15 protein-coding genes and 2 riboswitches are annotated in these 19,668 nt (G+C 64.5%); of the genes, 7 read left to right on the top strand and 8 right to left on the bottom strand.

The features are described from left to right. The first annotated feature begins 12 nt into the window (after nucleotides 1-12). Together recN and ABWL39_RS04175 are read left to right on the top strand one after the other, a co-directional pair. Nucleotides 13-1,668 (top strand): DNA repair protein RecN, encoded by a 1,656-nt coding sequence (gene recN, locus ABWL39_RS04180; RefSeq protein WP_367787400.1) that lies wholly within the window; start codon nucleotides 13-15, stop codon nucleotides 1,666-1,668. A 136-nt stretch (nucleotides 1,669-1,804) separates the two neighbouring features. Continuing rightward, nucleotides 1,805-2,506 carry a hypothetical protein gene (locus tag ABWL39_RS04175; protein WP_367787398.1) on the top strand — a complete coding sequence of 234 codons (702 nt, stop codon included), beginning with the start codon at nucleotides 1,805-1,807 and terminating at the stop codon, nucleotides 2,504-2,506. A gap of 70 nt (nucleotides 2,507-2,576) precedes the next feature. On the opposite strand, the gene ABWL39_RS04170 is transcribed toward ABWL39_RS04175, so the two are convergent. The 5 genes from ABWL39_RS04170 to gcvT all read right to left on the bottom strand — a co-directional run bounded on the left by ABWL39_RS04170 (nucleotide 2,577) and on the right by gcvT (nucleotide 8,620). Next, the gene (locus ABWL39_RS04170; RefSeq protein ID WP_367787396.1) at nucleotides 2,577-3,452 is read right to left on the bottom strand and encodes an alpha/beta fold hydrolase; all 876 of its coding nucleotides are present in this window, start codon (nucleotides 3,450-3,452) and stop codon (nucleotides 2,577-2,579) included. After that, on the bottom strand, nucleotides 3,452-3,976 hold the full coding sequence (locus tag ABWL39_RS04165) for a glycine cleavage system protein R (protein WP_367787395.1): 525 nt from the start codon (nucleotides 3,974-3,976) through the stop codon (nucleotides 3,452-3,454). The genes ABWL39_RS04170 and ABWL39_RS04165 overlap by 1 nt, the downstream gene beginning before the upstream one ends. A gap of 151 nt (nucleotides 3,977-4,127) precedes the next feature. Further along, complete coding sequence (gene gcvP / locus ABWL39_RS04160; protein WP_367787393.1) at nucleotides 4,128-6,995, bottom strand: aminomethyl-transferring glycine dehydrogenase; 2,868 nt, start codon at nucleotides 6,993-6,995, stop codon at nucleotides 4,128-4,130. 94 nt (nucleotides 6,996-7,089) lie between these two features. Further along, entirely contained in the window at nucleotides 7,090-7,476 is a 387-nt protein-coding gene (gene gcvH / locus ABWL39_RS04155; protein ID WP_367787391.1) for a glycine cleavage system protein GcvH, read from the bottom strand. A gap of 55 nt (nucleotides 7,477-7,531) precedes the next feature. Beyond that, nucleotides 7,532-8,620: a glycine cleavage system aminomethyltransferase GcvT gene (gcvT, locus tag ABWL39_RS04150; protein WP_367787389.1), complete on the bottom strand. Its 1,089-nt coding sequence runs from the start codon at nucleotides 8,618-8,620 to the stop codon at nucleotides 7,532-7,534. Between the two features lie 47 nt (nucleotides 8,621-8,667). Continuing rightward, nucleotides 8,668-8,765: riboswitch (glycine riboswitch) on the bottom strand. 24 nt (nucleotides 8,766-8,789) lie between these two features. After that, nucleotides 8,790-8,894: riboswitch (glycine riboswitch) on the bottom strand. An 82-nt stretch (nucleotides 8,895-8,976) separates the two neighbouring features. Between gcvT and ABWL39_RS04145 the strand changes: the two genes are divergently transcribed. Continuing rightward, the gene (locus ABWL39_RS04145; protein WP_367787388.1) at nucleotides 8,977-10,026 is read left to right on the top strand and encodes an AI-2E family transporter; all 1,050 of its coding nucleotides are present in this window, start codon (nucleotides 8,977-8,979) and stop codon (nucleotides 10,024-10,026) included. Here the strand turns inward: ABWL39_RS04145 and ABWL39_RS04140 are convergent. Beyond that, a complete protein-coding gene (locus tag ABWL39_RS04140; RefSeq protein WP_367787386.1) occupies nucleotides 10,011-11,135 on the bottom strand; it encodes an HD-GYP domain-containing protein in 1,125 nt (374 codons plus the stop codon). The two genes, ABWL39_RS04145 and ABWL39_RS04140, sit on opposite strands and share 16 nt — an antisense overlap. Nucleotides 11,136-11,234: 99 nt before the next feature. Further along, entirely contained in the window at nucleotides 11,235-12,053 is an 819-nt protein-coding gene (locus ABWL39_RS04135) for a hypothetical protein (protein WP_367787384.1), read from the bottom strand. A gap of 111 nt (nucleotides 12,054-12,164) precedes the next feature. Between ABWL39_RS04135 and dnaE the strand changes: the two genes are divergently transcribed. From dnaE to ABWL39_RS04120, 3 genes are read left to right on the top strand one after another with little or no spacing between them, the layout of a single operon-like run. Beyond that, the gene (gene dnaE, locus ABWL39_RS04130) at nucleotides 12,165-15,608 is read left to right on the top strand and encodes a DNA polymerase III subunit alpha (RefSeq protein ID WP_367787383.1); all 3,444 of its coding nucleotides are present in this window, start codon (nucleotides 12,165-12,167) and stop codon (nucleotides 15,606-15,608) included. Further along, complete coding sequence (locus ABWL39_RS04125) at nucleotides 15,601-16,896, top strand: acyltransferase family protein (RefSeq protein WP_367787381.1); 1,296 nt, start codon at nucleotides 15,601-15,603, stop codon at nucleotides 16,894-16,896. Before dnaE ends, ABWL39_RS04125 begins: the two co-directional genes overlap by 8 nt. Next, nucleotides 16,889-17,539 (top strand): N-methyl-D-aspartate receptor NMDAR2C subunit, encoded by a 651-nt coding sequence (locus ABWL39_RS04120; protein ID WP_367787379.1) that lies wholly within the window; start codon nucleotides 16,889-16,891, stop codon nucleotides 17,537-17,539. The genes ABWL39_RS04125 and ABWL39_RS04120 overlap by 8 nt, the downstream gene beginning before the upstream one ends. Before the next feature lie 34 nt (nucleotides 17,540-17,573). Here the strand turns inward: ABWL39_RS04120 and ABWL39_RS04115 are convergent, their stop codons facing one another. Further along, nucleotides 17,574-18,257 carry a TetR family transcriptional regulator gene (locus ABWL39_RS04115; RefSeq protein ID WP_367787377.1) on the bottom strand — a complete coding sequence of 228 codons (684 nt, stop codon included), beginning with the start codon at nucleotides 18,255-18,257 and terminating at the stop codon, nucleotides 17,574-17,576. 191 nt (nucleotides 18,258-18,448) lie between these two features. On the opposite strand from ABWL39_RS04115, the gene ABWL39_RS04110 reads away from it, so the two are divergent. Beyond that, a complete protein-coding gene (locus tag ABWL39_RS04110; protein ID WP_367787376.1) occupies nucleotides 18,449-19,648 on the top strand; it encodes an efflux RND transporter periplasmic adaptor subunit in 1,200 nt (399 codons plus the stop codon). The last annotated feature ends 20 nt before the right edge of the window (nucleotides 19,649-19,668 follow it).

The following is a 19,668-nucleotide window of genomic DNA, read 5'->3' as shown; positions in this document are numbered from 1 at the left end:
CCCGACCAACCCATGCTGCTTACCCTACGCATCCGTGATTTCGTCATCGTCGACCGCCTCGAACTCGACTTCAAACCAGGCTTTACCGTGTTGAGCGGCGAGACTGGTGCCGGCAAATCCATCCTGATCGATGCGTTGAGCCTGGTGTTGGGCGAGCGTGCCGAGGCGGGCGTCGTGCGGGCCGGGGCCGAGCGCGCCGAGATCGAGGCCGAGTTTGACCTGGCCGGGCTGCCGCAGGCCGGTGCCTGGCTGCAGGCGCAGGAGCTCGATGGTGACGACGGCTTGCTGCTGGTGCGCCGGGCGATCGACGTCAACGGCCGTTCGCGCGGCTTCATCAACGGGCGTTCTGCCACCTTGCAGCAGTTGAAGGAACTCGGTGAGTGGCTGATCGACATCCATGGCCAGCACGCCCACCAATCCTTGCTCAAGGCCGATGCGCAGCGGGCGCTGCTCGATGCCTATGCCGGCAAGCTGGAGCTGGCCACCAGCGTGCGCGCGGCCTACCTTGACTGGCAAGGCGCACGCCGGGCCCGCATAGAGGCGGAACAGCATGCCGCCGCATTCGCGGCCGAGCGCGAGCAGCTGCAATGGCAGGTGAAGGAGCTCGCCGCGCTCGAGTTCACGGAGGCCGCCTGGCGCGAGCTGCAGACAGAGCACTCGCGGCTCGCCAATGCGGTGAGCCTGCTGGAAGGCGCTGAATATGGCCTCGAACTGATCTCCGAGCGCGAGCCGAGCTGTATCGGCATCGTCGGGGGCGTGTTGTCCCGCCTGCAAGGGCTGCTCGAATACGACGCCACGCTCAAGGAAACCGTCGATCTGCTCGAATCGGCCGAGGTGCAATTGCGCGAGGCCGCCTACGGCCTGCGCCACTATGCACAACGAGCGGACCTCGACCCGCAGCGCCTGGCCGAGATCGAAGCGCGGCTCGATGCCGTCCATGGCATGGCACGCAAGTACCGTGTCACGCCCGAGCGTTTGCCCGAGCTGCTCGCCAGCAGGAGCCAGCGCCTGTCCGAGCTTGGCGGCGAAGGCGGCGAGGCTGGGCTCGCCCAGCGCGAGGCCGAGACCCGTCTGGCCTATGAAGCGCTGGCGCAACGCCTGAGCGAGGCACGCCGGGCGTCGGCGCGTGACCTTGGCGACAAGGTCACGCAGGAGATGCAGCTGCTGGCCATGTCGGGTGGCCGTTTCGAGATCGCGCTCACGCCGCTGGCCGAGGGCGCCGCCTACGGCATGGAGCAGGTCGAGTTCCTCGTCGGCGCCAATGCCGGCATGGCGCCGCGCCCCTTGGCCAAGGTGGCGTCAGGCGGCGAGTTGTCGCGTATCAGCCTGGCCTTGCAGGTGGTGGCATCGCGCGTGGCATCGGTGCCGGTACTGGTGTTCGACGAGGTCGATGTCGGCATCGGTGGCCGCGTGGCGGAAATCGTCGGCAAGCTGCTGAAGCGGCTCGGCGAGCGCTACCAGGTGTTGTGCATCACGCACCTGCCGCAGGTGGCGGCTCGCGGCGACCAGCAATGGCAGGTAGCCAAGCGAACCGAGAATGGGCTGACGGTTTCCACGATTGCCGAACTCGATGCCCAGCAGCGTGTCTCAGAGATAGCGCGCATGCTTGGCGGCGTCGATATCACGGAAACCACGCTGCGCCATGCGGCGGAGATGTTGACGGGTTAGCCGTCGGCTGGTGGGGGCAGCGTGCCAGGTAAAAATATATTTTATACGATTGACATTTTGGTTAGAGCGATTATTCTATCTTCATAATTTGCTTCTATTCTGTTGCTCGTCTATTTCGCTGCCGCTGCCGAACGCCATGCCTGCCGATACCCCACCGGATTCCCCGCAAAACCCACTCGACGCATATGTCGCACTGCTCAAGTCCAAGGGCGCGCCGACCAAGGAAGTGAACCTGCGTAAGCATTTCCTGCGTCACCTGGTATCGGTGCTGCAGGGTAAGCCGCTGGACGGCGATGTCTACCGCGAGGTGGTCGACAAGGTTGCGCGCAAGTTTCCCGATGACGACTTGTCGCAGCAGACGTTCAAAACGGCTGCGCGCGAGTTCTACAATTTCTGGATCGGTGACGTGAAGTCGCTGGCCAAGCTCAACTCGGCCAATCTGTTCGATCCCGAGCCTATCTACATCAAGATCAACGGCAACCTGACCGATCTGCTCGGCCAGATGGATGCCGACCGCGAGTGGCAATGTGCCGATGCGCCGTCGATCGAGCGTTACCTGGCCCAGCTTTACGCCGGCGGGCTGGCACAGGCTGCAATCGACGTGCGCGAGCGTCTGTTGACGCTGCTGATGTATGTCTCGCGCCAACACGGGGCCTCGCCCAAGGTCTACCGCGCGGCCGTGGATGCGCTGCTGCCGCTGTTCACCACCCCCGAAGGGCAGCAGGTGTTCGTGTCGCTCGCGCGTGAATTCTATTATTTCTGGATTCAGGACCCGGCAGCCCAGGTGGCTGGCGCCGTGCCCGGCGATATGGACGGCAACCGCCAGCTGGTGTTCTGAGCGGCAGCCTGCGGTGAACGCGCCTGGATCGGGCGCCGGCCGGCATCGAAGGCCCACGTGCCGTGCCGCGCTAAACCAGAAAGGGTTCGATCAGGCTGGCCAGGGCAAGCGGCTGGTCGTGATGCAGCATGTGGCCTGCGTCCGTGATCGTCTCCAGGCGGAAATCACGGAAACAGGCGGTGCGCTCTGCCATCGCGCCGCCATCTTCCTTGAGCCAGCTTGCCAGCCAGTCGTCGTCACCCTGTATCCACAGCGTGGGGGCCGTCACTTCTCGCCAGATTGCCTTGGCTTCTTCCAACCGGTAGAGCACCGGGTTCACCATCTTGTGCAGTGGGTCGGCCGTGTAGCGCACCAGCCCGGGACTGGCCTCGGCCGCCATGTAGCAGGCCAGGAAATCGGCCTTGCCCTGGCTCAGGCGCTTGTTGTTGCGCATCAGGCGCGTGGCAATCACCTCGAAGCCGGCGTGCTCACCGAAGCCGGGTTGCTCGCGCAGCTCACCCAGCCACTTGCGCAGGCGCCCCACGGCTTGCCCGGGCTCGGTCGCGGGCAGGCCGAAACCTTCCACACTGACGAGGCGGCGTACCCGCTCCGGGCAGATGCCTGCATACAGGCAGGCGACGATGCCACCCATGCTGTGGCCGAGCAGGTTGGCGGGTGCGACCGGGCTGTAGTGCGCAAGCAGTGCGTCGAGGTCGGCCAGGTAATCGGGAAACCAGTAGCTGTCGCCATTCCATTGGCTCTGGCCAAAGCCGCGCCAGTCGGGGGCGATGACATGCCAGTCTTGCCGCAGCTGGTCGACCATGAACTGGAACGACATGCCGCAGTCCATCCAGCCATGCAGCAGCACGAGCAGCGGGGCGCTGGCGTCCCCCCAATGCCAGACCTGGTAACGCCGCCGACGAAGCTCGATCGATTCGCCGCGGGCGTGGCGTAGCGGCGCGTACATCAAACGGCGACGATCTCGTCCAGGGCGATGTCGACGATCAGGTCGTTCGACAGCTGTTCGAGATCCGACTTCAGCGCTGCGGCGTCGAGATCGGGTGTTGCCTGCAGCTCGGCCTGGGCATGGAACAGCGGCTCGGCCGACATCGGTGCGCTCGAGGTGAAGGTCGACAGCTTCTCGACGTTGACCGAATGCTTGGCGAGCACCTGCGACACCTCGCGCACGATGCCGATGCGGTCGTGGCCGACGAGATTCAGCGTGAGGCGGCGGTTGTAGCGGCGTGGCGGCGTGTCGATCGAGGTCTCGGCGATCACCTTGAGTTGCGACAGGTTGCCGAGCGCGGCCTTGAGCGCATCGGCCTGTGCCGAGGGCACGCTGACCTTGAGGATACCGGCGAATTTGCCGGCCAGGTGCGACATCGACGATTCGAGCCAGTTGCCCTGATGGCGGCTGATCGTCGTGGACAGCTGCTCGACCAGGCCGGGCTTGTCATCGCCGATGACGGTCAGCACGAGAAAGACGGACATGATGTTTCTCCAGTGAACGGTATGCAGAGCCGGGTGGGCCGTGCGGACTGGCCGCAGTGGCGCCGGCGTCGGGCGAGTGGCACGGTTGGCTCGCCGTTGTCATGGACTATTGTGCACGAAACAAAACGGGGCCGCTCGGCCCCGTTTCGTTTTATTGCTGGTACTCGTCCATTGGCACGCAGGCGCAGAACAGGTTACGGTCGCCGTAGACATCGTCGATGCGGTTCACCGACGGCCAGAACTTGTTGTCGCGTACCCACGGCAGCGGGAACACGGCCGTTTCCTGGCTGTAGGGGCGGCTCCACTCGCTGCCGATCACGTCCGACTGGGTGTGCGGCGCATGCTTGAGCGGGTTGCTGTCGGCTGGCCATTCATTGGCCTCGATCCTGGCGATTTCACCGCGGATGCTGACCAGCGCCTCGATGAAGCGGTCGAGCTCGGCCTTTGATTCCGACTCGGTCGGCTCGATCATGATCGTGCCGGCCACCGGGAAGGACATCGTCGGTGCGTGGAAGCCGTAGTCCATCAGGCGCTTGGCGATATCAACCTCGCTGATGCCGCAGGCTGCCTTGATCGGGCGGATGTCGATGATGCACTCGTGCGCCACGCGGCCTTGGCTGCCGGTGTAGAGCACCGGGTAGTGCGGCGCCAGCTTGGCGGCGATGTAGTTCGCGTTGAGTAGTGCTACCTGGGTGGCCATCTTCAGGCCCTTGGCGCCCATCATCGCGATGTACATGTAGGAGATCGGCAGGATCGACGCCGAGCCGAACGGTGCGGCCGATACCGCGCCCTGGCCCTGGTTCGAGCCGTTGATCGGCTGTACCGCGTGGTTGCTCGCGAACGGTGCCAGATGCGCCTTCAGGCCGATCGGGCCCATACCCGGGCCGCCGCCGCCGTGCGGGATGCAGAAGGTCTTGTGTAGGTTCATGTGCGATACGTCGGCGCCGATCAGCGCCGGTTGGGTCAGTCCGACCTGGGCGTTGAGGTTGGCGCCGTCCATGTAGACCTGGCCGCCGTGGCTGTGCACGATGTCGCAGATTTGCTTGATGGCTTCTTCGAACACACCGTGCGTCGACGGGTAGGTGATCATCAGGCAGCTCAGCTGTTTCGAGTGCAGCTCGGCCTTGGCCTTGAGATCCCCCACATCGACGTTGCCGCTGTCGTCGCAGTTCACCACCACGACTTCGAGGTTGATCATCTGCGCCGTTGCCGGGTTGGTGCCGTGTGCCGATTTCGGGATCAGGCAGATGTTACGGTGGCCCTCGCCGCGTGCCTGGTGGTAGCGCTGAATGGCCGCCAAGCCCGCGTATTCGCCCTGTGCGCCCGAGTTCGGCTGCATGCAGATCGCATCGAAACCGGTCACTGCGCGCAGGTAGGCGTCGAGGCCGTTGATCATCTCGAGGTAGCCCTGGGCCTGGTCGAGCGGCGCGAACGGGTGGATGTCGCCGAATTCGGGCCAGGTGATCGGGATCATCTCGCTGGTAGCGTTGAGCTTCATCGTGCACGAGCCGAGCGAGATCATCGAGTGGTTCAGCGCCAGGTCCTTGTTCTCGAGGCGCTTGATGTAGCGCAGCATCTCGTGCTCGGTGTGGTAGCGGTTGAACACCGGGTGCGTCAGGTAGGCCGATTCGCGCTTGAGCGACAGCGGGATGCCGCTGGTGTCGGCCAGCAGGCCGTCGATCGTGTCGACCGAGTGGCCGTTGGCGCCAAACGCCTGCCACAGCGCTTCGATATCGGCGCGCGAGGATTTTTCGTCGAACGCGACGCCAAGGACGGTCGGGCTCACGCGGCGCAGGTTGTAGCCGGCTGCCAGCGCTGCCTGGTAGACGTCGTCGGCGTGGCTGCCGAGCTCGACATGCAGGGTGTCGAAGAACTGCCCGTTCAGCACGTTGAGGCGAGTCTGCTTCAGGCCCTCGGCGAAGATCGCCGCCAGGCGGTGGATGCGGCTCGCAATGCGCTTCAAGCCAAGCGGGCCGTGATAGACGGCGTAGAACGATGCGATGTTGGCCAGCAACACCTGCGAGGTGCAGATATTGGAGTTGGCCTTCTCTCGGCGGATGTGCTGTTCGCGGGTCTGCAGCGCCATGCGCAGCGCCTTCTTGCCGCGGGCATCGACTGACACGCCGATGATGCGGCCCGGTACGGAGCGCTTGTGCTCGTCACGCGTCGCGAAGAAGGCTGCATGCGGGCCGCCGAAGCCCATCGGCACGCCGAAGCGCTGGGCCGAGCCCAGGGCGATGTCGGCACCCAGTTCACCGGGTGATTTCAGCAGCAGCAGCGCCATCAGGTCGGTGGCGACGGCCGTTACCGCGCCCTTGGCCTTCAGTTGCGCGATCAGGCCGCTCAGGTCGGCCAGCTCGCCGCGTACATTGGGGTATTGCAGCAGGGCGCCGAAGACGTCGTGCTGCGAGGCTTCCTCGGCATTGCCGAATACCAGCTCGAAGCCGAAGAACCCGGCGCGGGTCTTCACCACGTCGATGGTCTGCGGGAAGCAGGCGCTGTCGACGAAGAAGGCGTTGCTGGCCGACTTCGACACGCGGCGCGCCATCGCCATCGCCTCGGCGGCGGCGGTTGCCTCATCGAGCAGCGAGGCGTTGGCCAGCTCCATGCCGGTCAGGTCGATCACCATCTGCTGGTAGTTCAGCAGCGCTTCCAGGCGGCCCTGTGCGATCTCGGCCTGATAGGGCGTGTAGGCGGTGTACCAGCCGGGGTTTTCCAGCACGTTGCGCAGGATGACCTTGGGCGTGATCACGTCGTAGTAGCCCATGCCGATCATCGAGCGTTTGATCTGGTTCTTGCCGGCGACAGCCTTGAGCGCGGACAGCGCGTCGTGTTCGGTCTGCGGCGCAGCGATGGCAAGCTCGTGGCCGAGGCGGATCGAGGCCGGCACGGTCTGCGCGACCAGGTCGTCGAGATCCTTGGCGCCGATATCGGCCAGCATGGCGGCGAGGTCGGCGTCTTCGGAGCCGATGTGGCGGCCGATGAATTCTTCGTGGTGTTCGAGTTGAGTGAGCGTCATGGGGAATCCTAAATCGCTTGGCCGGCAGCATGGCCACGAGCAGAAATGGCATCAGCCCCGCGTGCTGGGGCTGATGCCTTTTTGATACGAGGTATTACGCGCCGATCAGTGCGGCATAGCCGGCGGCGTCGAGGCAGCCGTCGAGGTCGGCGGCATTTGTCGGCTTCATGCGGAAGAACCAGGCCTCGCCGTACGGGTCGCTGTTGGCGAGCTCGGGGCTGCCTTCCAGCGCGCTGTTGACAGCCACGATTTCGCCGGCGATCGGGCAGTAGACATCCGATGCCGCCTTGACCGATTCGACCACGCCGGCTTCGGCATTCTTGTCCAGCACCTTGCCCACGGCCGGCAGCTCGACGAAGACCACGTCGCCCAGCAGCTCCTGGGCGTGGTCGGTAATGCCGACGGTAACGGTGCCGTCTGCCTCCAGGCGCAGCCATTCGTGGGTGTCGACGTATTTCAGCTCAGCGGGGATGTTGCTCATTGTGGGTTCCTTATATCCAGTAGTAGGGGCGGGCAGAGAGGCCCGGCATGATGGGTTATTCGAATACTTTCTTGCCGTTGCGCACGAACGGCATCTTGACCACGCGCACCTCGGTCAGCGTGCCGCGGATCTCGACCTGTGCCGTCGCGCCGGTCGCCGCCGGGACGCGCGCGATGGCGATCGAGGTTTTCAGCGATGGGGAGTAGGTGCCGCTGGTGGTGATGCCTTCACCGCCGCCGGCCACGACCTTCATGCCGTCGCGCATCACGCCACGGCCTTCGAGCACCAGGCCGACCTGCTTCATCTTCACGCCGGCGGCCTTCTGCGCCTCCAGCGCCTTGCGGCCGGTGAAGTCGCGGCTTGCCGGCTCCCAGACGAGGGTCCAGCCCATGCCGGCTTCGAGCGGGGAGATCGATTCGTCCATCTCATGGCCGTAGAGATTCATGCCGGCTTCGAGGCGCAGCGTGTCGCGCGCGCCCAGGCCCGCCGGGGCGACGCCAGCGGCGAGCAGCGCCTGCCAGAATGTCGCTACCTCGGTGGCCGGCACCATGATCTCGAGGCCGTCTTCACCGGTGTAGCCGGTGCGGGCGATGAACCAGCTGCCGGACGGCAGGCCCTGGAATACCTTGAGCGAGCGGATCAGCTCGGCCTTGTCGGCAAATGCCTGGCAGGACTTGGCGATCGCGTTGGGGCCTTGCACGGCGACCATGGCGAGCTCGGCGCGCTCGGTCAGCTTGACGTCGAAACCGGCGGTCTGCTTTTCCATCCAGGCCAGGTCCTTGTCGCGTGTGGCGGCGTTGACGACGACGCGGTAGCCCCAGTCGGTGAGGTAGACGATCAGGTCGTCGATCACGCCGCCTTGCTCGTTGAGCATGCCGGAGTACAGTGCCTTGCCGAGGTAGCCGAGCTTGGCGACATCATTGGCGATCAAGCGCTGCAGATAGGCCTGGGCGCCCGCGCCGGTGACGTCGACCACGGTCATGTGCGAGACGTCGAACATGCCGGCATCGGTGCGGACGATGTCGTGTTCCTTGAGTTGGGAGCCGTAATGAATCGGCATCTCCCAGCCTGCGAAATCGACCATCTTGGCGCCACAGTCGACGTGGCTTTGGAATAGCGGGGTGCGTTGCGGAGCGTTGCTCATGCGGATGAGTCCTTTGACGTGCCGGGGGCAATACCCCTTAAATGTAGACTCACCCCTCTGTCCTGCAACCTGAGATTTTCCGGCCGGATTTGGCCGTTAGCCCCTTCGGTGGGCGCGCCAGGCGCCGCTCTCCAGAGTAGACGGGACGCCGTATATACGTAGGCGGCCCTGACGGCATGCAGTCCTGTTGCCTGAGCGATTCCGGGTGAAATTGCGCCTTCGGCGGCGGGCGTGGGCCTGTTGCCGGCCTCCCGCGCTCTCCTGCATGACTGCGCGGATTATCGCCGAGCATGCGTTCGAAGGCAATGAGCAGGCGCTGCCGGGGCGGTGTTTTAGGGTAAGATGCGGCGTCTTCCTTGCTTACCGATGCCATGCTCGATCGCCTGCTCAGCGTCTCCGAAACAAACCACCGCTTTGCCACATTCGTGATCGCGGCGCTGTGCTACCTGCTGACGGTCCATGGCGGCCTGATCGTCCCGCTGTTCACCGGCCTGCTCACGTTCTGGCTGGTGCTGTCGCTGTCGCAGCGGCTGTTGCGCCATGTGGGGACATTTGGCCGTGCCAAGTGGCTGGCGGTCGCGGTCATCGCCATCCTGGTCGTGGCGCTGCTGACCGGGGCGGTCATGGGCGTGGTGTTCTTCCTCAAGCCGCATGGCGCGCTCGAGGCCATCATGTCGCAGATGGCGGATGCGGTCGAATCGACGCGTACCTGGTTGCCGGCCGGGCTGCTCGAATATCTGCCGCCGCGCAGCGAGTTGCTGACCGAGGCGGGCAAATGGCTGCGCACCCACGCGGCAACGGTCGGCACGATAGGCCTGGGGGCGTTGAAGACCTTCGGTTATGCCCTGGTGGGCATGCTGCTCGGTGCCATGATCGCGTTCGCCGACATGCTCGAGATGACCTCACTCGGGCCGATCACCAACCGTCTGATGGTGCAGGTGAGCGCCTTGCGCATGGCGTTTGCGCGCGTGGTGGCGGCCCAGGTGAAGATTTCGGCGATCAACACCGTGTTCACCAGCATCTACCTGGCGGTGGCGCTGCCGCTGCTCGACGTGCACCTGCCCTTCGTCAAGACCATGATCGTGGTGACCTTCATCTGCGGCCTGCTGCCGGTGATCGGCAACCTGATCTCGAACGCGGTGATTTTCCTGCTCAGCCTGCACCATTCGTTCGGCGCGGCCATCGGGGCGCTGGGCTACCTGATCGTGATCCACAAGTTCGAGTACTTCCTCAACGCGCGCATCGTTGGCGGCGAGATCAAGGCCAAGGCGTGGGAAATCCTGCTGGTGATGCTGCTGATGGAGCGCGTGTTCGGGCCTGTCGGCGTCGTCGCGGCGCCGGTGTTCTATGCCTGGTTCAAGGACGAGTGGAAACGCTGGGACCAGCCGGCTCAGGCCGCGTCCTGATAACCCCACAAGAGGCTCGGATTGAGCCGCACCAGGACTTTTTCCTGCGGCACCTGCGAGACGATCTGGTGCTCCTGCTTGCTGGTCTCGCGCCGTAGCGGCTGTGCGTAGGGGATGCCCTGCGGGTTGACGAGGGCCGCCACCGTCGGCGTATTGGCCAGCTTGCCGCGCTTGAGCACGATGCCGAGCTCGCCCGAGCCGAGTTTGACCAGCGTGCCGGGTGGAAAGATGCCGACTTCCTTGATCAGTACGCTGATCAGCTCGCGCTCGAACGGCTGGGCCGATTCGAGCATCATCTTCAATGCCTTGTTGGGCGCCAGTGCGCGCCGCGTGGCGCGTTCCGAGAGCTTGGCGGAGAACACGTCGGCGGTGTGGATCAACAGCGCGGCCGGCGCGACATCGGTCAGCGCGCCTGGGTAGCCACGGCCGTCCGGCGTTTCATGGTGGGCGAGCACGGCATCGAGCCAGGCGCGGTTGTTGACGCCGGCCGCCTGCAGTAGCGCGACCGAGCGTGCCGGATGACTGTGAATGTCCCGGCGCTGTTCTTCCGTCAGCGGTGACTTCTGCACGCACAAGCGGGCCTGCAGTTCGAGGATGCTGACGTTCATCGTCAGCGCGGCGACAGTGGCGGTGCGGCGCTCGGCGGCATCCCAATTGAGGCGGCGGCCGAGCATTTCGACGAGGATGGCGCTTTCCAGCGAGTGCCGTATCGGGTATTCCTGAGCATCCTGGATGGTCAGGCAGGCGAGACCGGCATCGGGGTCCTTGTCGCACAGCGTCTGCAGCAGGCTGACAATGCCGAGCAGGGCGTCGCTGTAGTCGACGCCTTCCGTTTGTACGGCGATTTCCTTCAACAGCCTGGCGAGCTGCCGCTCGAGGTTGTTCCACAGCCAGAACGGGTTGATCGGGCCGGCGGCGGCGGGCTTGTCGTCGAGATGTTGCGGGTCGGCGAACACGCCGCGTTCGAGCAGGGTATCGCGCTGCTTCTCGCTGCAGATCACCTGCCCCTTGCGCAACAGCAGATTGCGCTGCTCGTCGTATACATCGAACTCCAGCGGGGTGCCGACATCGATCTGGTCCTGTCGCAAACGGCGCAGTGCATGGTTCATGATGCCACCCTCTGAGGGTTACGTTCAGATAATATATTATTACGAATGTTAGAATATTTGCACTATCGTATTTGATTGTTTTTTGTAATCAAATGAAATTCATTGATTGGTTTGATGCTGCTTTTCCGATTCCAGCAGCTTGCTGAAGGTATTCAGCCGGTTCAGCACGATCAGTGCCCGCCACATGGCATTGGCCTGCTGACGGTGTGCCTGGTAGTAGGCGGGAGAGAAGCCCAGGTGGAAGTTGATCTGCACAACGGGGAGAGGCAGCTGCTCGATAGCCTTGTTGCCGGGGAATGTGACGGTGAGGGAGGTGTCGATCACTTCCCGCGGGGCCAGTATCAGGTCCAGGCGACCTGCCAGCAGCTTCAGCAGCAGTTGTGACGGCGTATCGCTATTCTCGTCGTAGTCGAGGTGCTGGGCATCCAGCAGCCCTTTCAGGATCAGGCTTGAACGGTTGATGCCGATGTGCGGCGAGCCGGTGAAACGACGTCCGTCCCAGCCGAAATTTGTCGTGCGCACGCGAAACGCAAACACCGCCAGCGTGGCGACTTGCGCTTGCGGATCGGGCCTGCCGTTGGGCGCGAGCGGTAGGGCAAACAGCCGTTGGGCGATGGGCGTGTCGGCAACCAGCAAGCCTGATAATCTGCCTTGCTGCACCATTTGCTGGCAGCGCTTGGTGGGCAGTGCCTGCATGTCGATGTCCGATCCAGCCAGGCTCGCGGCCCGCCTGAGTAGTTCGACGGCGGCGCCGTTGCGCATCCCGTTATATGCCACGGGCCATGCTTCCCAGTCGGGCGCGCAGAGCCTGAGCGGCTGCGCCGGGGCCGGCTGGGCGCCTAGCAAAAGCATCAGGCACAGCAGCGCTTGTAGCAGGTTGTGTAGGCGACGGGATAGACGCTGCGCGAGCGGGGTCATGCTGCATTTATTTGAATGAGAGTATTTCCAGTATAAGCGCCCGGTAGCCAGCCGTTGCCGGGCGACGTTTTGGCCTCTCGGGAGCAAGGCCGGCTGCGGTACAATGCGCGGATGACTGCCCCTGACTTCATCCACCTCCGCGTCCATTCCGAATACTCGATCACCGACGGCATTGTCCGCATCGACGAAGCCGTCGATCGCGCCAAGGCTGACCAGATGCCGGCACTCGGCATTTCGGACCTGTCCAATATGTTCGGCATGGTCAAGTTCTACAAGGCTTGCCGCGGCGCGGGCATCAAGCCCGTGGCAGGGGTCGATGTGTGGATCGAGAACGAGGTCGACCGCGACAAGCCGAGCCGCGTGCTGCTGATCTGCAAGAACCGCGCTGGCTACGGCCGTCTGTGCGAGCTGCTGACGCTGGCGTTCCGTACCAATCAGTATCGCGAGCGCGCCGAGATCAAGCGCGAATGGCTCGCGGCTGGCGACAACTCGGACGTGATCGCCTTGTCCGGCGCGCATCTCGGCGATGTGGGCCAGTCGCTGCTGGCCGGCAATGAGGCCCAGGCACGCGCGCATGCGCAGTGGTGGGCGGCGCAGTTCCCCGATGCCTATTACCTCGAGTTGCAGCGCATCAACCTGCCCGGCGTCGAGCAATGCGTGCAGGGCAGCCTGCATCTCGCCACCGAGCTCGACCTGCCGGTGGTGGCGACGCATCCGATCCAGTTCATGGAGCGCGACGACTTCAAGGCGCACGAGGCGCGCGTGTGCATCGCCGAAGGCTATGTGCTGGCCGACAAGCGCCGGCCCAAGCTGTATAGCGACGAGCAGTATTTCAAGTCGCGCGAGGAGATGGTCGCGCTGTTCGCCGACATTCCCGAGGCGCTCGAAAATACCGTCGAGATCGCCAAGCGCTGCAACCTGACGGTGCAGCTCGGCAAGAACTTCCTGCCGCTGTTCCCGACGCCGGATGGCATGTCGCTCGACGACTACCTCGTGCAGCGCGCCAAGGAGGGCCTCGAGCTCCGCATGCAGGAGCTGTACCCGGACGAGGCATTGCGCGCCGAGAAGATGCCGATCTACGTCGATCGCCTCAAGTTCGAGACCGATACCATTGTCCAGATGGGCTTCCCGGGCTACTTCCTGATCGTTGCGGACTTCATCAACTGGGCCAAGCACAACGGCTGCCCGGTCGGCCCAGGCCGGGGCTCGGGCGCCGGCTCGCTGGTGGCGTACTCGCTCGGCATCACCGACATCGACCCGCTGGCCTACGCACTGCTGTTCGAACGCTTTTTGAACCCGGAGCGGGTATCGATGCCCGACTTCGACATCGACTTCTGCCAGGACAACCGCTGGCGTGTCATCGAGTACGTGCGCGAGCACTACGGCGTCGATGCGGTGTCGCAGATCGCCACCTTCGGCACCATGGCGGCGAAGGCGGTGGTGCGTGACGTCGGCCGCGTGCTGGACCTGTCCTACGGCTTTGTCGACGGCATCTCGAAGCTGATCCCGGCCGCGCCGGGCAAGCAGTACTCGCTCGACGATGCGGTGGAGATGGAGCCGCAGCTGAAGGAGCGGCTCGAAAACGAAGAAGAAATCCAGGAGTTGTGGGAGCTCGCCAAGAAGCTCGAAGGCATGACGCGCAACGTCGGCATGCACGCCGGCGGCGTGCTGATCGCGCCGGGCAAGCTCACCGACTTCTGTCCGCTGTACCAGGCCTACGGTGACGATGCGAGCCCGGTGTCGCAGTTCGACAAGGACGACGTGGAGCAGGTCGGGCTGGTGAAATTCGACTTCCTGGGCCTGCGCAACCTGACGATCATCGACCTCGCGGTGCGCTACATCAAGAAGCTCGACCCGAGCTTCACCACCGACCTGAACCTGCTGAGCTTCGACGACCCGGCCGCCTACAAGGTGCTCAAGGATGCGAACACCACCGCCGTGTTCCAGCTTGAATCGCAGGGCATGAAGAAGCTGCTGGAAAAGCTCAAGCCCGACCGCTTCGAAGACATCATCGCGGTGCTGGCGCTGTATCGCCCCGGCCCGCTCGGCTCGGGCATGGTGGACGACTTCATCCTGCGCAAGGCCGGCAAGCAGGCGATCGACTATTTCCACCCGGACCTGACCAAGTGCCTGGAGCCGACCTACGGCGTGATCGTATACCAGGAACAGGTGATGCAGATCTCGCAGATCATCGGCGGCTACACGCTCGGTGGCGCCGACATGCTGCGACGGGCGATGGGCAAGAAGAAGCCCGAGGAGATGGCCAAGCACCGCGCCACGATTGCCGACGGCGCGAAGGAGAAGGGCTACGATCCGGCGCTGGCCGAACAGCTGTTCGACCTGATGACCAAGTTTGCCGAGTACGGCTTCAACAAGTCGCACACGGCGGCCTACGCGGTGGTGGCCTACCAGACAGCCTGGCTCAAGGCGCACCACACGGCTGCCTTCATGGCCGCGACGATGTCGTCCGAACTGGACAACACCGACCAGTTGCGCGTGTTCTACGAAGACTGCCGTGACAGAAAGAACAATCTCGTCATCCTGGCGCCCGATGTCAACGAGAGCTTCTACCGCTTCGTGCCCGTGTCGCGCCGCGAGATCCGCTATGCGCTGGGGGCGATCAAGGGCACCGGCGAGCAGGCGGTCGACCATATCGTCGCGGTGCGCGAGGCGGGCGGCCCGTTCGAGGACCTGTTCGATTTCTGCAAGCGCACCGACAAGCGGCTCGTCAACAAGCGCGTGATCGAGGCGCTGATCCGTGGTGGTGCCTTCGACAGCGTCGACGACCACCGCGCCAAGCTCATGGCCAATGTGCAGCTGGCGATGGACCAGGCCGAGCAGATCAACAGCAACGCCAACCAGGGCGGGCTGTTCGACATGCTCGAAGACGATGCGCCGGGCGTCGAGATGGTCGATTGCGCACGCTGGGACACGATCAAGCGGCTGCAGGAAGAAAAGCTGGCGATTGGCTACTACCTGTCCGGCCACCCGTTCGACGGCTATGCGCCCGAGGTGAGGACCTTCGTCAAGCAGAAGCTCAGCTCGCTGGCGCCGTCGAAGGAGCTGCAGACGCTGGCCGGCGTGGTGCTCGAGGTGCGCGTCAAGCAGACGCAGCGCGGCCGCATGGCCTTCGTGAAGCTCGATGACGGCACCGGCCAGGTCGAGGCCTCGGTATTCGGCGAACTGTTCGACCAGTGCCGTGGCAAGATCAAGGAAGACGCGCTGGTGGTCGTCAAGGCCAGCGTGCGCCACGACGACTATACCGGCGGCGTGCGTGTCGTCGCCGATGCGCTGTATGACCTGGCCGAATCGCGCAGCCAGTTCGCGCGGCGCCTGGCGCTGCGCATGAACGGGCTATCCGACTCGGCCAAGCTGCGCTCGCTGCTTGAGCCGTACAAGAATGGCGCCTGCCCGGTGGCGGTCGATTACCACAACGGCGAGGCGCGCTGCGAGCTGCTGCTGGGCGAGGCCTGGCGCATCACCCTGCACGATGACCTGCTGGCTGGCCTGAAGGGTTGGCTCGGCGAACCGAACGTCGCCATCCGCTATGGCTGAGGCAAGGCGCATCGCCAGCGTCGAGGCGGCACGCGGAGTGGCGGCTGCCTATGTGGTGCTGTCGCATGTGCTGCAGGTGCTCGGCTACCATGCCGGCAAACCGGGTACGCCCGTGCTGGCGGTGCTGTTTGGCGGCTATGCGCACAATGCGGTGCTGTTCTTCTTCCTGCTGTCGGGCTTCAGCATCCACTATGCCAGCGCCACGCGGCCGCTCGGCGACTGGGCCGGGGTGCGCCATTATTTCTACCTGCGGCTGCGGCGGCTGTACCCGATCCTGCTGATCGGCTTCGCGCTCGCCCTGTCCCTGCTGGCAATCGGCGTGTGGCTCGGCCTCCCGGGCTATGCGGATATGCTGGCGAGCATCCATCCATCGCAATTGCTGCTGAATGTGTTGCTGGTGGCCGATCTCAACTACCAGTGCGGGCGCTGGGCGGCGGTGCTGCCCAATTTCGGCACGGCCTGGTCACTCTCCTACGAGCTGGCGTACTACGCGCTCTATCCGCTGTTCTGGCGTGTTGCCCAGCGCTATTCGACACAGGCCGCCGTGGGTGCAGGCGCGGCGCTCAGCGTGCTGGCGCTGGCGATGGGGCCGATTGCCTGCGATCACGTGTGGAATGTGTTGTCGCTGTATTTCCTGTGGTGCCTCGGGGCCTGGGTGGCCGACATGCGGCGGCGCGATGCGCGCGTGGCGATACCGCGCCAGCTGTTGTGGATCGCCATCTCCGGCCTGCTGGTGCTGGTGCCCGCGATCGGCAGCACGCGCTTCGCCATCGCTACCGATCTCGGCTGGGGCATCATGTTCGCCCTGATCCTGCTGTTGCCGCTGAGCCGCCCGGCCAACTGGCCGGTGGGGCTGCGCGGCCTTGCCGCGCTGGCCGCCATCCTGCCGACGCTGGTGGCGTTGAGCGCTACCCTGCTGCAGCTGTGGGGGCCCAAGTCGGCTGCCGGTATCGTGCAGATGGCCGTGTTTGCCTTGGCCGGGGCGTTGCTGGTGGTGCGCAACTACCATCCCCTGCTGGGCCGGCTGACCCAGATCGGCATCCGGCTCACGGTGCCGGTTGGCATGATTTCCTACGCGCTGTACCTGGTGCATTACCCCATCCTGCATTTCGCCAATTCGCTGGCGCCGGTGCATACGCCGACGGGGATCGCCCCCTGGCTGGCCGTGGCGCTGCTGCTGACGCTGGTGTTCTCCTACTGGCTTGAACGCCGCTTCCAGCCCTTTGCCGCTCACCGGCTCGATGCCTGGTGCGCGGCCTGGCTGCCGGCGCGGGTGCGCGATGCCTGAGGTCTTGCCCGCCACCGACTGGGCCGCCGAGCGCTGGCAGGCGCTCTGGCGCAGGATGGCGTCTGGCTACGACGGCAGCGCCGACTATTTCACGCTGCGCCGCGCCTACGACGAACCGCACCGCGCCTACCATACCTTTGCCCATATCGCCGCCTGCCTGCGCTGGTACGACGCAGCGGTCGAGGCAGGGGCCGCGGCGCGAAACGACCTGCTGGAGCTGGCGATCTGGTTCCACGATGCAATCTACGACCCGCATCGCAGCGACAACGAGGCGCGCAGTGCGCGCTGGTGGCAGAAGCTGGCTAACAAGGCGGGCGTGGCGGCAGGCGAGGTCGCCCAAGTGGCAGACTGGATCATGCTGACCCGCCATGTCGATACCCCGGTCGACCCTCTGGCGGTACTGCTGATCGATATCGACCTGGCCATACTCGGCAGCGACGCTGATGTGTTCGCCGAGTTCGAGCGGCAGGTCCGGCAGGAATATCGCTGGGTGCCAGGGCTGATCTACCGCCGCAAGCGGCGCGAGGTGCTGGCATCCTTCCTCGCCAGGCCGCGGGTCTACGGCACCGACTATTTCGAGGCGCGGCTCGGCCGGCAGGCCATGCTCAACCTGGCACAGGCCATCGCCGCGCTGGGCGGCTGACGCCGGGACGTGAGCGGGCAGACTGCGCCAGTGCTCAGCGGCAGCAGCGTTTGCCGCGGCTGGCTGCCGCCGGCTTGGTTTCCTGTTCCGGCCCCGGGTCGGGCAGCGGCTGGCGCACCCCGCCCAGGTACTGGTCCACCCAGTACTGGGCGTTGGTATCGATGTCGAAATAGGTGGGGTCGAGCAGCCAGTTGTAGACCAGGCCGTCGAAGAAGGCGAACAGGCCGATGGCGGCGCGGCGGGGGTCGAGATCGGCTGGCAGCTCGCCTGCGGCAACCGAATCGGTGAACTCCTGCGTGACCTGCTCGACGCACTCGTTGCGGCTTTGCAGATGACGTTCCTTGACTGCAGAGAGTTCGTCTACATACTCACATTTGTGGAAGACGATAATCAGCATCGAGCGAAAGCGCGCGTCGTGCGCCGTCTGCCGCAGCGCTTCGGCCGCACGCAGGCGGATGCGCTGCAGCGGGCTGCTGGTCGATTCGGTGTAGGCCTCGAGCAGTTCTTCCATCGGCATCGTTGCCCGGTCGCACATTGCATCGAGCAGGTCGGCTTTGTTCTTGAAATGCCAGTAGATGGCGCCGCGTGTCAGGCCGGCGGCGGCTGCCACATCGGCAAGCGAGGTATGAGCCACGCCCTTTTCGCTGAAAACCTGTTCGGCCGCATCGAGCAGCTGGCAGCGGGTTTCCTGGGCTTCTTCCTTGGTGCGTCTGGCCACGACGGCGGTACTCCAAAATAACAAGATCACGGGATGCCCACGGCGATCGAAAAATGGCATCCCCAAAATATATGTTCTAAGTTTAGCAAAAATTCCACTTACAAACATTCTTGTATGTATGTTACGATAATTGCAAACGAAATTAGTTCCCCACTTCAGCCCAATAACACGTAGCAAACTGGAGAGCATGAATGCGCGTTTCAACGACAAAAATCGCCACAAGCGTATCGCTGGCCCTGGTGGTGCTGGCCGGTTGTTCCAAAGAACAGCCGGGTGGCCACATGGGCGGCATGCCCCCGCCCGAAGTGGCGGTGGTGAAAGTCACCCCGCAAAACCTGCCCGTTGTCTTCGAATATGTCGGCCAGACCGCCGGCTCGAAGGAAGTCGAGGTGCGCGGTCGTGTCACCGGCATTCTGGAAAAGCGCCTGTATGAAGAGGGTGCTGCCGTCAAGGCTGGCCAGCCGCTGTTCCTGATCGACCCGAAGCCGTTCGAAGCGCAGGCCGCTGCCGCCGAGGCCGATGTCGCTAGCGCCGAGGCCAAGCTCGCCCAGGCGCGGCGCGAAGCCACGCGGCTCAAGCCGCTGATCGAGCAGAAGGCGGTCAGCCAGAAGGAATACGACGATGCGGTATCGACCGAACAGTTGTCGGCTGCCGCGCTCAAGTCGGCGCAGGCCAGGTTGACGGAAGCCCGCTTGAACCTCGGTTACACACACGTCAACGCGCCGGTAGCGGGGATCACCAGCAAGGCGCAGAAGTCCGAAGGCAGCCTGGTGCAGGCCGGCGGCGACAGCCTGCTGACCACACTGGTCCAGGTTGATCCGATCTACGTCAACTTCAGCATCTCGGAAGACGACCAGCTCAGGCTCGACCACGATGCGGCCGACGGCAAGGTCAAACTACCCGATGGTGGCAAGTTCAAGGTCAATGTGCGCCTGGCCGACGGCTCGATGGCCGCGCAGGCAGGCAGGCTCAATTTCCGCGATGCCCACGTCAATACCTCGACCGGCACCTATGATGCGCGCGCCGAGCTGCCGAACGCGAATGGCAAACTCGCAGCGGGCCAGTTCGTGCGCGTACTGCTGTCCGGCGGCGAGCGCCCCAACGCGCTGGCCGTACCGCAGCGCGCGGTGATCGAGAGCGGCCAGGGCAAGCTCGTGTTCCTGGTCGGCAAGGGCAAGGACGGTGCGCCGATCGCGCAGCCGCAGCCGGTCGAAGTCGGCGAGTGGGTGGACATGGGCAAGGATCGCGGCTGGATCATCCGCAGCGGCCTGAAGGGCGGCGAGGAAGTGATCGTCGACGGCCTGCCCAAGCTGCGCCCCGGTGCGCCGGTGAAGCCGGTGCCGCTCGGTGCCGCCCCGGCTGCCGCGCCTGCCGCACAACCCAAGGCTTGATGAGAGAGCGAGGCTAATCC

This window comes from Chitinivorax sp. PXF-14 (assembly GCF_040812015.1).
In the GTDB taxonomy this organism is placed as follows: Bacteria; Pseudomonadota; Gammaproteobacteria; order Burkholderiales; family SCOH01; genus JBFNXJ01.
This window is presented reverse-complemented; position numbering and strand designations above follow the sequence as displayed.